Raw genomic sequence first — 13919 nt, 5'->3', positions numbered from 1 at the left:
GCTTTTAAAGATCGGTAAAGCGGTGTATCACCTGATTGCTACTACCTCTCCACTTTAAGGAGGGATCGTATTTATCTCTTTCGAACTTACCGTCAATTAGAACGTCGACTTTGCTGACAATCTGTCTTCTCTTTTCATCAAGTTCTTCAAGCTTGTAGCCAGTCCACATCCAAATATCTTTATCTGGGCATTCCTCCTTCACCCTAGTTACTAGTCGCGAAATTGCATCGAGATTTCCCTCAAAGAGTGGATCGCCACCTGAAAGGGACAGTCCTCGTCTCTTGATTCTAGTATCTTTGAGATCAGAAATGATTTGTTCAGTCATCTCCTCATCGAACAGGAATCCGGCCTTTGGGTTTAAGGAACTTTTGTTGTAGCAGTGAGTGCAATGATGGCTGCACCCAGCGACAAAGAGAGTACTTCTAGTACCCTCTCCGTTAACAACATCTGTTTGGATGTATTTTAAGTAGTTCATTAGCTATCAAAGTGTTTAACGCGGCGAATTACTTCTTCTTGTTTCCCAGAGTTAAACGGTCTTGCATCTGGTGACCCCAAATACCCGCAAACCCTTCTGGTTACCGATACCTTTTGGGGGTCATGGTTTCCACACTTAGGGCACGTGAACCCTTTCGATGTGCACTCAAACTCACCTGAGTAATTACACTCATAACACTCGTCGATAGGTGTGTTAGTGCCGTAGTATGGCACTCGTTCATAGCTGTAGTCCCAAACATTCTCAAGTGCTTCAATGTTGCGTTGCATATTAGGGAATTCACCGTAACAGATGAAGCCACCACTTGCTAAGAAAGGATAAGGCATTTCGAAGTCAATCTTGTCGTAAGGATTAACTTTTTTCTCAACATCTAAATGAAAGCTATTTGTGTAATACCCTTTGTCTGTAACACCGTCGATTAGCCCAAACTCTTTTGTATCGAGTGAGCAGAAACGAGTACAAAGATTTTCTGAAGGAGTGCTGTAAAGACTGTAAGCCCATCCAGTTTCTTTCTTCCATTCTGCTACGGCATCACTTAAGCGTTTCACAATAGCAATCCCTTTTTCTTGGAGCTCTTTGCTATCGTAAATGTGTTGATCACCATACAGTGCATTGATTGTCTCATGAATACCAATGTACCCCATGGAAATGGATGCGCGGCCATCTTTAAAGATCTCGATTACATCATCATTCGGGTCTAATCGAACCCCAAGGGCACCTTCACAATAAAGAATAGGCGCGACTCTTGCTTTGACACCTCTTAGGCGTTCAATGCGAGTGTCTAGAGCTACACGTACAAGTTTGATTCGTTGGTCAAGAATTTCGAAGAATTTAGCTTCATCACCGTCTGCTTCTAACGCAATGCGAGGTAAGTTTAAGCTTACTACGCCAAGGTTGTTTCGTCCTTCATGCACTTCATTGCCGTTTTCATCTTGGTACTTGTTTAAGAAGCTACGGCATCCCATCGGCGGCTTAAAAGAGCCTGTTACTTCAACGACTTTGTCATAGTTTAGAATGTCAGGGTACATTCTTTTTGAAGCACACTCTAAGCCTAATTGCTTAAGATCGTAGTTCGGGTCGCCCTTCTTGTGGTTAACTCCATCTTTGATAGTAAAAACCAGTTTTGGAAAGATTGCGGTTTTAGCATTTTTCCCCAGTCCTGCTATGCGATTGTTGAAGATAGCTTGTTGAATCAATCGAGCTTCCCATGAAGTTCCTAAACCAAAATTGATTGTCAGGAATGGGGTTTGACCATTGGCGCTGAACATTGTGTTCACTTCATACTCAAGGGACTGGAATGCATCGTGCACTTCTTTTTCTGTGCGTGCGATTGCGAAACCTTCTGCATCAGAAATGCTCCATTCACGAGCAACTTCCAAGTGTTTCTTATAGCTCTCTGTTACGTAAGGAGCAAGAGTTTCGTCAAGTCTCTGTAGCGTAGTTCCTCCATAAGTATGGCTAGCTACTTGCGCAACAATTTGCGCTGTTACAGCAGTTGCTGTTTGAATAGATTTAGGGGTCTCAATTTCAGCATTCCCCATGCGGAAGCCATTCTCTAACATGTTTGTCAGATCAACGATCATGCAATTAAACATTGGGAAGAATGGTGCATAATCAAGGTCATGATAATGAATCTGACCAATTTCATGTGCATTCACAACGTTACGAGGCAACATGTGGTTTTTAGCGTAGTGTTTAGAAACTATGCCAGCTAAGAGATCTCTTTGCGTCGGGATAACCTTGCCGTCTTTATTTGCGTTTTCGTTGAGCAGTTCGGCATTGCTTTGGTCTACTAACCCTGCAATTTCAGTACTTAGGGCGCTTGCTTTTTCACGCTGAACGTCACGATTATGGCGGTACTCAATGTACGCTCGTGCGATATCCGGATGGTGCTTCATTAAGTACGCTTCAACTTCAAACTGAATTTCGTCGATATGAATTTCTTCGGCTTTATTATCTAGTGAAGCGCTAATTGCTTGAGCGGCGTTAGATGCTAGTTCAACGTCCTCTTTTCCTAAGACTTCTTCTGTAGCCTTAGATACAGCAATCACAATTCTTGATTCGTCGTAATGGGATTTACCTCCATCACGTTTGATTACGATTGGGTGCATTTTTTGTTTCCTTTGTTTGTTTTGTAATAATACCACAAATGTCAGGGCTATTAAAAAAGAGAAATAGTAGTAATTCTGTTAAAATAATGTTCTACCCTTTTGTTATCAGTGGCTTATATTTGTTTTTTGTTCCAGTTCGAATTCAATGTTTCTAATTGCTAACATTTAATTGAATATATAAATAAACAATAAATGCTAGAAATTAAGGATCAAGAAGTGTTTGACCTAATTGCTAAAGAGCAAATTAGGCAAGAGAGGCATATCGAGTTGATTGCCTCTGAAAACTATGCATCAAATGCCGTTATGGAAGCTCAAGGCTCTTGCTTAACGAACAAGTATGCAGAGGGGTATTCCGGTAAGCGGTATTACGGGGGCTGTGAACATGTTGATGGTATCGAGATGTTGGCTATTGAAAGGCTTAAGCAACTCTTTGGTGTTGAGTATGCAAACGTACAGCCTCATAGTGGTAGTCAAGCAAATCAAGCGGTGTATCAAGCGCTCTTAGAAACTGGGGATACTATCTTAGGTATGGACTTGAAGGCTGGTGGTCACCTTACACATGGAGCTAAAGTGTCTAGTTCAGGGCAGAATTATAGAGCTGTTTCTTATGGGTTAACAAAGGATGGAGATATCGATTACGAACAAGTTTCTGTCCTTGCTAAAGAATACCGCCCCAAACTAATCATTGCGGGGTTTAGTGCTTTTTCAGGTCTAGTTCGTTGGGATAAATTTAGAGAAATCGCAGACTCTTGCGGTGCAATGTTAATGGTTGACATGGCTCATGTTGCAGGTCTTGTTGCAACTGGCGTATACCCTTCTCCAGTGGGGGTAGCAGACGTTGTTACATCAACAACACATAAAACGCTAGGTGGGCCACGAGGAGGGATTATCCTAACCAATCGCGAGGATATCTCAAAGGCTATTGATAGAGCAGTCTTTCCAGCTTGTCAGGGTGGGCCATTAATGCATGTTATAGCCGCAAAGGCAGTTTGCTTCAAAGAAGCAATGTCAGAAGAATTCAGATTATACCAAGCAGAAGTTGTTAAAAATGCACAGGTGATAGCGGAGGTATTTAGAGAAGAAGGGCTCTGTATGGTTGGAGGGGGAACATCAAACCATCTTATTTTGCTAAACTGTAAGCCATATATGACAGGAAAGAGTTTTGAGGATTTGTTGTCGAGTGTTGGGATTACTCTTAATAAGAATAGTGTTCCAAACGATGATGAATCACCATTTGTTACGAGTGGTGTGAGACTTGGTACTCCTGCCATTACAAGAAGAGGATTTACAGAAAGCGATTGCCGAGAGTTAGCGTTAATAATCGCGAAGTTGCTTAAAGGCGAGGTTTCTATCGAGGATGCGTCTGAAGTGGCTGAACGCTTGTGTGATAAACACCCTGTATATAGACAAAAATAATAATGGAGAAAGTAATGGAAAAAACATTAGGCTTGATAAAGCCATGTGCGGTGTCAAAGGGGCTCGATTCTGAAATTTTTGAGAAAATCAAAGAGTCAGGGCTTAGGGTAGTATCTACAAAACGCCTTAAAATGACAGACGAAATTGCGACGGAGTTTTATGCTGAGCATAGAGAAAAAGGTTTTTTTGGTGTACTTAAAGACTTTATGACATCTGGAGAGATCGTAGCATTTATTATCGAAGGTGAGGATGTAGTTCTTCGTTACCGTAAGTTGATGGGAGCTACCAACCCTGCTGATGCAGAAGATGGCACATTAAGAAAAATGTACGCTGAGTCGCTAGATCATAATGCAGTACACGGATCAGATTCGACGACCTCAGCACAAAGAGAGATATCAATCATCTTTGGGTAAGGTCGCCTTGTTTAAACTGAGGCTAAGCCTCAGTTTACTGTATGGGAAACGCTCTCAAGGTGTGCTTTGTTAGAGTGGAGATAGTGAGCAGCTTCCGTAGTCAGGAAGCAATCTATTACACTTCCTCCGCTAGAAACTGCGTTACCTAAGCCTACATTCTTTTCTAACAATTTAATCACAAAATCCAACTCTTTTGATTCATTTACTTCTAATTCGTCTATTGAATCAGTTACAAATATACCCGAGTCTTCAACAACATTTACTTCCATATTGTTGCTGTCACTAATACTAACTAGCAGCTCTGATAGTCCGTTACCACTGCACGATTTACAATTCAAAATTATAGCTGTCATCGATGTTTTCTAATAGTTAATGGCTGATACTTAATTAGTGCAGGAAACTATACAGATTGATGATTTACATTGAAAGTCAACATAATTGGGAAAATACCCCAACTTCGGATTACAGAAGATCAATGACTTAGCACTCATTTTCGTAGGATATGTCTATTTCTGTTGAAATATTTGTCATAAAACCTTTAGAGCACTATCTATATCTGCCTAAGAATTTGGGAAAATCGCGCCCAAATTATACTCTTATTATAAAAATGAATATTTCAGATGAGCTTTCATCCGCTCTTGCTTTAAGAAATGAAGCGGTGCGTTATTTGGGTCAGGCTGCAAGCCTTGTTGAGAGTCACGATGAACTTTCAGCAGAGATAGCTGTTGTTAACGAAATGGGTTTGATGATTTCGGGATTTAACGACTTTGAGGTGGATGATTTTAATGGGATATCCAGAGATGCGATCGACTTGTTCAACTGCATCATCAATTACGTAAAGTTCCTAAAACATAAAATCCAACAATGAGCGACTTTCTAAACAATCTACAAAACTCAGCAAGAGACAAAACTCTAGCGAACATGAGAGCGGCACTAGAGGCTACTCAAAAAAAGATGAATGAACAGCAAAAAAACAAGTTCAATAATGGACTTTTGAAATCAGTAACGAATGCTGCAAAAGTCGCATTAGCTGGTGGCAGTGTTGCTGCTTTTTCACTTGCAGCTATGCATGGTTTGGATTCTGTTTTGGCTGCCGCAGAGCACACAATGACAACTGGTCAGTATGCCGCCGAGGCTGCTAGTGCAACTAGAGCTGCTTTAAAGTCGGCACTTGGTGGGACTTTAGTGGGTGCGTCATTGGTAGCGGCTGCATACAATCTTCACAACATGTCAAAGAAAAATATGGAGTCATCTAACAACTTGTCCTCTAACGGCCTTTTTGTTCAGTTGCAAAACGCACTTCAAAGCACTGGTGCAGGAAAAGTTCTCGATGCGCCAGAAACTTATAGTCCAGAAACTCTAAATGACGCTGTTCTGTCTTGCATTGAGCACCTTTCTCATAACTCAGATGTCTTAGAGTTTGCGAATGAGTGGGGAAATAGCTTAATAACAAAACAAGAAAATAATAATAAGATGAGGTTCGCGTGAGCATAATTAACAAAATCGATGAAAAGACAAATTTTGTAGGTAAAAACCGTTTTGAAGTCCTGCTGTTCTCCCTTGGTGGTGATCAGCGTTTTGGGATTAACGTGTTTAAAGTAAGAGAGGTGCTTGAGCTTCAAGTTCTTAACGAGATGCCGGGTGCTGTCGCCGTTGTTAAAGGTTTAGCAAACATACGTGGTGAATCATTGCCAGTTATAGATCTGCGCCCTGCAATTGGTTTAAAGCCTGTTGAATACGATAAAGGGTTGTTAATTGTTACGGAATACAACGAGCAATCTCAAGCTTTCTTAGTTAACGACGTAGACCGTATTGTTAACATCAACTGGGAGAATATCAGCGAGCCACCATCACAAGTGGGTGGGACTAGCTACATCACTTCTATTACAAGTATCGAGGATGAAATTATTGGTATTCTCGATGTTGAAAGAGTGATGAGCGAGATAAATCCATCAGAAGAGAAGCACCTTCCTCAAGACATGGTAAATGTGGCGAAGAACAACAATGATGGAAAGAAAATCTTATTCTGCGATGACTCTGCTGTTGCGAGGAAGCAAGTAGAGAAAGCTCTAAAAGAACTTGGTTATGAGTTTGTATCCTTCAAAAATGGTCAAGAGACATATGAGCACATTTTGAGCCTCCAAAATGAGGGCAAGAAAGTTACGGATGTTTATTCTCTACTAATATCCGATATTGAAATGCCTCAAATGGATGGCTATACATTGACGGCTAACTTAAAGAGCACACCAGAGTTTGCTAACCTACCAATCATTCTGCATACATCTATGAGTGGCGTGTTCAATGAAGCGATGGTGAAAAGAGTTGGGGCGGATAGGTTCATGGCTAAGTTTAAGCCAGAGATCTTAGCTTCAGCAATCATTGAACTTTCTATTTAAGATGAATGAGGAAGCAAAGTACTACTCAATCGTAACGGATGTCTTAAGGTCTGCTGTTTTAGATTCAAAGACAGCCTTAGATATACAGTACAAGGCTCATTCCTTATCAGAATCGCTTGTGCTAGTTGATTATAGGGTAAGTGGTAAAGGTGGGGTTGCTGTTCGTGTTTATGTGTTAGATAGTGGGGTTTACGTTCCATTCATCCCTGACTCTGATTACCTAACTCACTATAGGTCTATTCTAGGGCGAGTTGAATCTTGTGTTAATAATGACCCTGACCGCGACAAGAGCTTATCACAGGCGTTTTTGAGGAATAGATTGATTAGGGCTTTGACTTCACTTACTGATAGCAAAACTCACATCAATAAATCAAACCTAGAGTTTGAGTTAAACAGAATTGATGGTAGAGAAAAGATACTTCCGAAGTTCATAAAAGCATCAAGTGTGAGAGATGTTAGCTTTGAGATCACAGAGTTTGCAAGGACAATTAAGTCAAAGATTGCAGATCTGAATATTGAAGAGTTTTTCCCATGTGAAGAACAACGAAAGTCTCTTCGTGAGGTGATTATGAAGTCTAAGGCTGAAGTAATTGAACAAGCGATATATCGTGATGTTGGTTTTAAGGTTAAAGAAGGCGACCCTCGCCTGCCTACCAAGATAGAAGAAATTAAAAAATAGTTAAATAGGGCTGCACATCGCAGCCCTATTCTTTTAAAGGTATGGCTTAAGCCAGACGTGTTCGCATTGTGATAAAGTTTCAACTTTTTCCCTGATAAGAGATAAGTATCTTTTTGCCTGTCCGTGGTTTATATCCCAACCACTGTTATAACTCATAACCATTTGACGCCAATTACGCCCTTGTGCTTTCCAATATTTTAATTCCTTAATCGCGTACTCGCTGCTGAGAACCGGATCTTTGATGATTTCTGTTGCAATGTAGGCGCGGTTAAAATCATTGTCCTTTAGACCTGATCGTTTGATGGCAGACTCGATATTTATATGGTGGATGCCAACTGAGCCCTCTTTTAAAGCTACTAGGTATTTGCCGAGGTGGCTTTCTTGCCACGCAATTGCAGCAAGTGTCATTCCTAGGTCGTATGGTAGGGCGTGATGATAACTTATGTTTAAGAAGTTTTTTTGTTCAGTCGAGAAGGACTTAATCTCAGCGCAGTTTTGAGAAGCATTAGCTTGAAGGGTAACTAAGGAGCAGATTGAGGCGAGTAACAGTTTCGTCTTCATTTTATTTTTAACGAAAATATATGCAAGATTTTAAAAAATATAAAGCCCAGTTCTTTAAGATCTTATTGAAAGTATTTAAGCTAAAAGAAAAATGCCCCTCTTTAAAGGTTTACCTGAAGTTTTAATTCAGGAGCTGCCAAACTCGATTATTGGTAGGCTAAATAAAAATGAGGATCTTGAGGATTCAGACAAGAACGTCGCGAGGATGTATCTAGATTCAACATTTACTCATCCTGAAATGGTGGCTTCCAGTCAAGATGAGTTAGAGTCAGTTGTATCGTTTTACCTCTATGTTGGGGCGAGGATATCAAACTACACTGTAAGAGATTTTCGTAAGAGAAGCGGTGATCTTGAAATTATGGAGCGACTCAATGCATACAGCAACCTGATTGACAGGCCAATTATAACTTTGCTTATGAGTTCGGAAGGTCAGTCTGGTTTTAGATCGTTTAGAATAATGAACGCAGATAAAGGGTTCGTTTCATGGTCATTTTACGCCGAAAATCTCTATAAGCTTGGTAGGCATATGGAAAGGTGGGTTAAGTCCTCAGCGCCACATCTGAATGAGGATTTGTCATATGATGTGTACATAGACAAATTTCATGTCGCAAAGATGGAGAAAGGTGAGTTTATTTCTTTACCAGAACTAGCGGTGGAAGAATACATTACAAGCATCTTTGGAAGGCCATTAAAGCTTGCTATAGACTTTGAGCTAAAAGAAAGCGACTTTGGGGACTTGGATGCTTTCCAGATGAAGGCTGAATTGAGGCAGAGGAGTCACATTCGTTCGAGTAGCATAATTGCGGCACCAAGAGACTATAATCTGGCTGTAGAGTGCGTACAGATGCAAATTGATAAAACAGTCAAGCAGTTTCTAAACAAACACAAGAACGAAACTAAAACAACTTCAGATGTGTCAGTAGATGTTTTTATAGGCAGAAATAAAATTGGCGTGCGAGAGATATGTAGTAATGACGTAGGTTTTAACCAGTCATCAAAAGAGATCATATTAAGAGCATTGGGTAGAGACCCTGCAAATGAGAAAAGAGGGTTTATTAACTGGTTGGTCAATTTAATTCGATAAGAGCCGACTCGTCGGCTCATTTGATCACATTATAATGAATCGGTAAATGTTCGAGAGATAACGTCTCTTTGCTGTTCTGGAGTCAATGAGTTGAAGCGCACTGCATAACCAGATACTCGAATTGTTAACTGAGGGTATTTTTCTGGATGTGCCATGGCTTCTTCAAGAGTCTCGCGGTTAAGAACGTTCACGTTAAGGTGTTGGCCGCCCTCTATCACTGGGCTAGTTTCAATTGCGATGTCTTTCGATTGATAATCGCCTAGCTGAGCAAGATCGATTATCTGACCTTGTTCGTAGCCCTCTTGAGCGGCGATGCATTTAGCTTCATCTTTGTTTTCATCAACAAGCCAGATGCTGTTGAGAAGTTCTGGGTTTGTTGATTTGGTAATTTGTATGCCTTTTATCATAAATTTAAATTTTTATTTAAAATTGTTTTTATAAACTTAAAATATTTTTTAGGCAGAAAAAAGTTTCAATTAATGTAGCATTATGGTTGTAATGTACATGCAAAATTCCTAATCTCGAAGAGACAATAACAACAAGAATTTTATAGCGAGTATAACAATAACTAGAACACTCGTGCTTTACTTTGGGCTGATTAGTATCAGCCCTTTTTCTTTTCTATCGCTTGATGTCCCAATAACCATCATGAAACGCAGCAACCCAAATATTATGTTGGATAGAATTGTAATCATATGGGCAAGAGATAAAAACACCATTCAAGCGTTCACTTTGTCCTGCAACTCTACCTTCGTCTAAAACAATCGGTGCCACTACTTTTCTTACAAATGAGTTTATCGATCTTAAGATTTCATCTTTTGGGTTAGTATCACGGTTGATTTCTAATACATGCTTCGATGCGGAAGCTTGTGATAGGTTAGGGGATCTAGAAAAGTACTGGGCGACTCGTATATGCTCAGTTCGGAACCTCAGAGCTCGTTTAAGATTTCCGTTAAAGTAATCCTCGACCTGCAAAACTTTGATTGAATGACTTTCTCTCATAATCTCATAAGGTCTTTTGTGAATAAAAAAAAGGTCAGCATTAGCTGACCTTTTGTTCTGATCAAATCAGATGACTTAGAACTCGTACTTAACACCAACAGTGTGCATGTACTCGTTGTTTTCGCCTTTAGCATCTTTTTCGATGTGAGCGAAGCCAGCTGTAGCTGTTACGTTGTCAGTGATTGAGTAATCTACTGCGAAACGTGCTAGGTTCTGATCTTCAGCTTTAGCGCCTTCAGCAGTGAACTCTGCATTTGCGTAGCCTGCGATAACAGTGATGTCAGCAGTAACGTCGTAAGCAGCTGTGAAGCCGATAGACTCTACTTTGTCTTTGTTGAACTCAGCGTTCTCGAAAGTTAGACCTGCACTCAGACCATCAACGCCCATAGCTGCGAAGTCGTAACCAGCGCCGATTTTCCATGCTTCTGATTCGTCTGCTTCGTTTAGGTCAGCTTTTTCGTAACCAGCAGAGAATGTAGCTGATTTAATGCTGTATTTAGCCGCAAGAGCGTAAGAATCGCCGAATTTAGCTTCGTTAGATTCTGGCTTAGCGATGTCTAGTGCAACATCAAGACCTGTAACAGGTGTAGCTGCAAAGCTAACTGTTTCGTTTACATCAACTGCGTCGAATACTTCGAAGTCGCTAGTAAAGTGACCATCGAACTTGTCGAAATCGCGTGTAACGTTATCGTATGAGCTTTCAGCTTTACCTACAGTTAGGTTACCGAACTCAGTGCCAAGAGTGATGTTTGCGCGAGATAGGTATGCCTTCTCGTCCGCTTCATCAAATTCTGTGCGAAGATCGTATGCAACTGATACTTTGCCAGTTGTAGCAACTTCACCACGAATACCAAATTCAGTATTACGCAGAGCGTTGATTTCGTCCGTTCGATCTGTGTTTTGTGCATTGTGTGAGTCGTAGCTTACACCAACTGTACCGTATAGTTCAGCTGAAGCGATTTCAGTAGTTGCAGCGTTAGCAGCACCTGAAACGGCAAGAGTACTCACTAGAGTAGCTAAAATAGCCTTTTTCATTTTCATTCCTCCGAAAAAATTTATTGATTATTACATCTTTCATTAGATTATTGAGAAGTAGACCTAAAAATCAAGAGCAATAATGCCACAAATATAAAATTGTTTGTGTTTTTTTAAAAAAAACAGGTCAATTCGCAATGAATTGACCTTAAAAATACCGAGATTTTTAAAAGATTAAGAACACTGTTCAAAATGTGTTCTGTTAATCACTAATTAATTTAGTGTTCCTTTCTTAGGAGGCAACAACTCTGGTGTTTCCTGTGAGAGACTATGATTGAGAGCTGCTTTTTCTTTCAATCTTTGTTGCTTTTGGCAAGTATGTTTCTTTTTACTAGAGAACTTGTCACTTGTCTTATCGTGACGCAACTGCTCTGTTGTCTTTTTGGCATTTTTGCAGTTGGTAGTATCGCGTAAAGTATTACTCATGTGCGCTCCTTTTATTTAAAACGTACAATATTTTGAAATTAGTACCCAAGCGTTCAAAGTCTCAAAATTAGTTTTAATGCAACTAAAGTATCTTTGAGTTCCTCATGATGTCCAAGATACGCTCATCATCTCGTTTATCGTAAATCTGGGTTGTAGCTACATTGCTATGCCCCATCAATTTTTGAACATCCGATAACTCGACACCTTTTTTAAGCAACTCAGTTGCAAATGTTCGACGAAGGTCGTGCGGGCTAAACTTTTCCACTTTGGCTTCAATACGTCGCTCTTCCAACATATTATGAATTGCCATATCACTTAACTTCCTTGGTAAGAGAGCTCCAGACTTGTGGAAAGGGTTGAATAACTCTTCAGGTATCTTTCTTTTCCACTTGTACGCCTCCCTGAAGTCTACCCACCTTTTGATGATTGGTAAGATTTCTTTAGGAATTGACTGTTTCCGCTCTTTATTACCTTTACCCCTAATTATGATAAGCCCTGTGTTAATGTTTAAACGGTCGAGAGTTAGAAGAGTTATCTCTTGTCTTCGAAGTCCACAAGCTCTTGTAAGTGCAATGATAGCAGCATCTCTGATGTTGATGCTTTTACTAAAATCCTTGCAAGTAGATAGGAGCGCTTTAATTTCATCTGACTTTAAGGATCTACCTTTTGAAACGCGAACACCTCGTTCACCATTCATATTCGCAATGCGCTGGTAGGTATCATGATCCATGTGATGGTCAAGCCAAGCATTCTTACAAACTTGCTTAATTGCGGTAAGGTAGGTGTTAAGCGTTGAAGGTGCCAGATTATCCTTACGTAACTGATTTAGGATATACCTTACAGCATCAATATTTAGATCTTCCCAAGGGCATTTTCGGTAGTCGTCGTAGTTTAATACGTGTGCAATTCTTTTTAGTGCATAATGCATCGTTTTTTGGCTAGTTTCTGACCTCAGAGATGTGATGTATCGAAGTGCAGGTGACACGTATGGTTTTTCTGAGTTTCCATCTGAATTAGTGAGATGCGAAAATGCCTTTTTGCGTTGCTCTGGTACGCCAGCAGGTATTATTTCTAGGCTCGTAGCATTATCGCAAATAATCAATTCATTTGATTTTTGCTTTTGCTCAATCTCTTCTTGTTCGATAACGAAATCTTCAAATACGTCACCGAGGTCTAAAACATCGTCATGCATTGTTACAATTGTCTTTTTTATGATTTAGATATCAAACACTCTTTATGTTGATGAGGTATTTGAGTGTGTAAAATTCATTTCCTGCAAATATCTCTTGCGTTCAATTGCTTATAAACTATCATGAATTTGCTAAGTTAAATCTGGATATAAAAGGGAAGGGTTGTGGATTTTATATATAAAGAAAACACTATTACTTGCGATCCAAAAGATATCGATGAGGTAGCGAAGCAAGTAGATTTAGATTGGAAGATAGTCCAATGCCCTGCATTGTATCGTCACCCAATTACAAATGAATTGGTAAAGACGGATGATTGTTATGCGTTAATGGTTAAAGGTGAGACGGTTACGAAGCTTTCGGTTACAGGGAAATCTCATGTGCCCGTAGAGCCCAAAACTCTACTAAAGATTATAGCTAGGGTTGCAGAAAGAATGGATTTAACAATCGAGGCTGCTGGACACACGCGAGAAGGTAAGTACATCTTTGCTTTGTGTTCAATGAGATCGATGACTACCGTTGGTGAAACTCAGTTTAATCAGTACCTTATGATAAGCACAAGTAATGAGGGGAATCAGAAAACTCGAATTACACCTCTGTGTCTGAATTCCAAGCTCAAGGTTCAATTACCAGTACTACTTTCGCAGAGACCAACTGAATCATCAGTAAATATTAGTCATCACTATACTCTTGATGCTGATGAGGTCGTTATTGAGTTAATGGAAAAGCTGAGAGCAACACATTTGGATTACGAAGGTACTTTGCAAAAGCTGTGTGAGATGTCGGCAAGTACTGAAGATGTAAAACAATTCCATCACATGATTTATAGGCGTTTCACTGTCGGTAAATCTATAAAGAAAGAATATGATGCTGCGATGCTTGAACTAATGGAATGCTATAAAGCAGTAAACAATAGTATTGATACCACAATAAAGGGGACATACCTTTCTATTTGGTTATCTTTGAATCATTATTTAGATAACATAAAGAAGAGAAGGGGTGGTAGCACAGGCAAAATACACTCCCTGAATTTTGGTGCCGATGAAAAAACAAAGAGAGAAGCTTTTTCAGATATTATTTCTTTATTAATAAAGGAAGGTTAAAACTAAAAAAGGT

Annotated in this window: 17 protein-coding genes; 8 read left to right on the top strand and 9 right to left on the bottom strand. The window is 39.9% G+C overall.

Going from position 1 to position 13919, the window contains the following annotated elements; genetic code table 11:
• Positions 1-4: 4 nt before the first annotated feature.
• The gene (nrdG, locus tag KJB35_RS17930; RefSeq protein WP_285469481.1) at positions 5-475 is read right to left on the bottom strand and encodes an anaerobic ribonucleoside-triphosphate reductase-activating protein; all 471 of its coding nucleotides are present in this window, start codon (positions 473-475) and stop codon (positions 5-7) included.
• Positions 475-2604, bottom strand: a complete 2130-nt coding sequence (nrdD, locus tag KJB35_RS17925; RefSeq protein WP_285469480.1) for an anaerobic ribonucleoside-triphosphate reductase — start codon at positions 2602-2604, stop codon at positions 475-477. Before nrdD ends, nrdG begins: the two co-directional genes overlap by 1 nt.
• Positions 2605-2796: 192 nt before the next feature.
• On the opposite strand from nrdD, the gene glyA reads away from it, so the two are divergent.
• Complete coding sequence (gene glyA, locus KJB35_RS17920) at positions 2797-4020, top strand: serine hydroxymethyltransferase (RefSeq protein WP_285469479.1); 1224 nt, start codon at positions 2797-2799, stop codon at positions 4018-4020.
• Positions 4021-4034: 14 nt separating this feature from the next.
• Positions 4035-4433 (top strand): nucleoside-diphosphate kinase, encoded by a 399-nt coding sequence (gene ndk / locus KJB35_RS17915; protein WP_285469478.1) that lies wholly within the window; start codon positions 4035-4037, stop codon positions 4431-4433.
• A 29-nt stretch (positions 4434-4462) separates the two neighbouring features.
• Here ndk and KJB35_RS17910 read toward each other — a convergent pair whose 3' ends face one another.
• Positions 4463-4786 carry a hypothetical protein gene (locus KJB35_RS17910; RefSeq protein ID WP_285469477.1) on the bottom strand — a complete coding sequence of 108 codons (324 nt, stop codon included), beginning with the start codon at positions 4784-4786 and terminating at the stop codon, positions 4463-4465.
• Positions 4787-4935: 149 nt separating this feature from the next.
• Between KJB35_RS17910 and KJB35_RS17905 the strand changes: the two genes are divergently transcribed.
• The 4 genes from KJB35_RS17905 to KJB35_RS17890 are packed head-to-tail and all read left to right on the top strand — an operon-like array spanning position 4936 to position 7508.
• Positions 4936-5301 (top strand): hypothetical protein, encoded by a 366-nt coding sequence (locus KJB35_RS17905; protein WP_285469476.1) that lies wholly within the window; start codon positions 4936-4938, stop codon positions 5299-5301.
• A complete protein-coding gene (locus KJB35_RS17900) occupies positions 5298-5921 on the top strand; it encodes a hypothetical protein (protein WP_285469475.1) in 624 nt (207 codons plus the stop codon). Before KJB35_RS17905 ends, KJB35_RS17900 begins: the two co-directional genes overlap by 4 nt.
• Entirely contained in the window at positions 5918-6829 is a 912-nt protein-coding gene (locus KJB35_RS17895) for a chemotaxis protein CheV (protein WP_285469474.1), read from the top strand. The genes KJB35_RS17900 and KJB35_RS17895 overlap by 4 nt, the downstream gene beginning before the upstream one ends.
• Before the next feature lies 1 nt (position 6830).
• Complete coding sequence (locus tag KJB35_RS17890) at positions 6831-7508, top strand: hypothetical protein (RefSeq protein WP_285469473.1); 678 nt, start codon at positions 6831-6833, stop codon at positions 7506-7508.
• Positions 7509-7541: 33 nt separating this feature from the next.
• Here KJB35_RS17890 and KJB35_RS17885 read toward each other — a convergent pair whose 3' ends face one another.
• Positions 7542-7916, bottom strand: coding sequence for a transglycosylase SLT domain-containing protein (locus tag KJB35_RS17885; protein ID WP_285469472.1), 375 nt, complete (start codon positions 7914-7916; stop codon positions 7542-7544).
• A 244-nt stretch (positions 7917-8160) separates the two neighbouring features.
• Here KJB35_RS17885 and KJB35_RS17880 point away from each other — a divergent pair, with 244 nt between their 5' ends.
• Positions 8161-9153 (top strand): hypothetical protein, encoded by a 993-nt coding sequence (locus KJB35_RS17880; protein WP_285469471.1) that lies wholly within the window; start codon positions 8161-8163, stop codon positions 9151-9153.
• A 29-nt stretch (positions 9154-9182) separates the two neighbouring features.
• Here the strand turns inward: KJB35_RS17880 and grcA are convergent, their stop codons facing one another.
• The 5 genes from grcA to xerC form a co-directional block, all read right to left on the bottom strand.
• Positions 9183-9560 (bottom strand): autonomous glycyl radical cofactor GrcA, encoded by a 378-nt coding sequence (grcA, locus tag KJB35_RS17875; RefSeq protein ID WP_285469470.1) that lies wholly within the window; start codon positions 9558-9560, stop codon positions 9183-9185.
• A 214-nt stretch (positions 9561-9774) separates the two neighbouring features.
• Positions 9775-9927: a hypothetical protein gene (locus tag KJB35_RS17870; protein WP_285469469.1), complete on the bottom strand. Its 153-nt coding sequence runs from the start codon at positions 9925-9927 to the stop codon at positions 9775-9777.
• A 303-nt stretch (positions 9928-10230) separates the two neighbouring features.
• Positions 10231-11190, bottom strand: a complete 960-nt coding sequence (locus KJB35_RS17865; RefSeq protein WP_285469468.1) for a porin — start codon at positions 11188-11190, stop codon at positions 10231-10233.
• Between the two features lie 213 nt (positions 11191-11403).
• Positions 11404-11616 carry a hypothetical protein gene (locus KJB35_RS17860; RefSeq protein ID WP_285469467.1) on the bottom strand — a complete coding sequence of 71 codons (213 nt, stop codon included), beginning with the start codon at positions 11614-11616 and terminating at the stop codon, positions 11404-11406.
• Between the two features lie 82 nt (positions 11617-11698).
• Entirely contained in the window at positions 11699-12808 is a 1110-nt protein-coding gene (gene xerC, locus KJB35_RS17855) for a tyrosine recombinase XerC (protein ID WP_285469466.1), read from the bottom strand.
• Positions 12809-12970: 162 nt separating this feature from the next.
• On the opposite strand from xerC, the gene KJB35_RS17850 reads away from it, so the two are divergent.
• Positions 12971-13906: a DUF932 domain-containing protein gene (locus tag KJB35_RS17850; RefSeq protein WP_285469465.1), complete on the top strand. Its 936-nt coding sequence runs from the start codon at positions 12971-12973 to the stop codon at positions 13904-13906.
• Positions 13907-13919 lie beyond the last annotated feature (13 nt).

The sequence above is a fragment of the Vibrio sp. D431a genome (assembly GCF_030248655.1).
Lineage (GTDB): Bacteria > Pseudomonadota > Gammaproteobacteria > Enterobacterales > Vibrionaceae > Vibrio > Vibrio alginolyticus.
This window is presented reverse-complemented; position numbering and strand designations above follow the sequence as displayed.

Bases quoted from the DNA above. Each gene is read 5' to 3' on its own strand.
- nrdG (WP_285469481.1), bottom strand. From the start codon at position 475: ATGAACTACTTAAAATACATCCAAACAGATGTTGTTAACGGAGAGGGT.
- nrdD (WP_285469480.1), bottom strand. From the start codon at position 2,604: ATGCACCCAATCGTAATCAAACGTGATGGAGGTAAATCCCATTACGAC.
- glyA (WP_285469479.1), top strand. From the start codon at position 2,797: ATGCTAGAAATTAAGGATCAAGAAGTGTTTGACCTAATTGCTAAAGAG.
- ndk (WP_285469478.1), top strand. From the start codon at position 4,035: ATGGAAAAAACATTAGGCTTGATAAAGCCATGTGCGGTGTCAAAGGGG.
- KJB35_RS17910 (WP_285469477.1), bottom strand. From the start codon at position 4,786: ATGACAGCTATAATTTTGAATTGTAAATCGTGCAGTGGTAACGGACTA.
- KJB35_RS17905 (WP_285469476.1), top strand. From the start codon at position 4,936: ATGTCTATTTCTGTTGAAATATTTGTCATAAAACCTTTAGAGCACTAT.
- KJB35_RS17900 (WP_285469475.1), top strand. From the start codon at position 5,298: ATGAGCGACTTTCTAAACAATCTACAAAACTCAGCAAGAGACAAAACT.
- KJB35_RS17890 (WP_285469473.1), top strand. From the start codon at position 6,831: ATGAATGAGGAAGCAAAGTACTACTCAATCGTAACGGATGTCTTAAGG.
- KJB35_RS17885 (WP_285469472.1), bottom strand. From the start codon at position 7,916: ATGACACTTGCTGCAATTGCGTGGCAAGAAAGCCACCTCGGCAAATAC.
- KJB35_RS17880 (WP_285469471.1), top strand. From the start codon at position 8,161: ATGCCCCTCTTTAAAGGTTTACCTGAAGTTTTAATTCAGGAGCTGCCA.
- grcA (WP_285469470.1), bottom strand. From the start codon at position 9,560: ATGATAAAAGGCATACAAATTACCAAATCAACAAACCCAGAACTTCTC.
- KJB35_RS17865 (WP_285469468.1), bottom strand. From the start codon at position 11,190: ATGAAAAAGGCTATTTTAGCTACTCTAGTGAGTACTCTTGCCGTTTCA.
- KJB35_RS17860 (WP_285469467.1), bottom strand. From the start codon at position 11,616: ATGAGTAATACTTTACGCGATACTACCAACTGCAAAAATGCCAAAAAG.
- xerC (WP_285469466.1), bottom strand. From the start codon at position 12,808: ATGCATGACGATGTTTTAGACCTCGGTGACGTATTTGAAGATTTCGTT.